Source organism: Fructilactobacillus sp. X2R1C1, assembly GCF_059901435.1.
On the sequence record NZ_JBWXUV010000027.1, the window covers coordinates 1 to 465 of the forward strand.

General features: G+C 22.6%; 1 protein-coding gene. It reads left to right on the top strand.

The window, feature by feature from the left end:
• Positions 1 to 329: hypothetical protein (locus tag AC6UDG_RS07300; RefSeq protein ID WP_500706939.1), on the top strand; the 329-nt coding region annotated here is incomplete at its 5' end.
• Between the last annotated feature and the right edge of the window lie 136 nt (positions 330 to 465).

The window sequence follows — 465 nt, forward strand, 5'->3', positions numbered from 1 at the left end:
TTTCTACTTACAGTGAAACTATTATAAATACACTAAAATCTGATTATAAAAAAGAACTTAAATATTTATTTAATTTTTCAAATAAATATTTTATTTTCCCTGGACATCGAAATCATATGAATTATGAGATCAAGAACAGAACGATTAAAGTTAATTTTAAAAGAATGAATGAAATGGAATTACGAATATTTAGTATTTTCAAAAAAAATCATGACATATCGAATGTTCTTAACACAGCATTTCCTGTTATTTCTAGTTATAATGCCTTTTTATCTTATTCTGAAGTATATGAAACATTAAATAACAATTTAAAGTGGGAGAAAAAGTAATTTTATGAAATATTTTATATTTTCGTGTGAATTAATTGCGATGGTTGTATGGTTAATTTATGGTGTTAAGCCAATTCTTGGTAAAATTATAGGTATCATTATTATTATTATTATTTCACAATTAGCTCATATTACC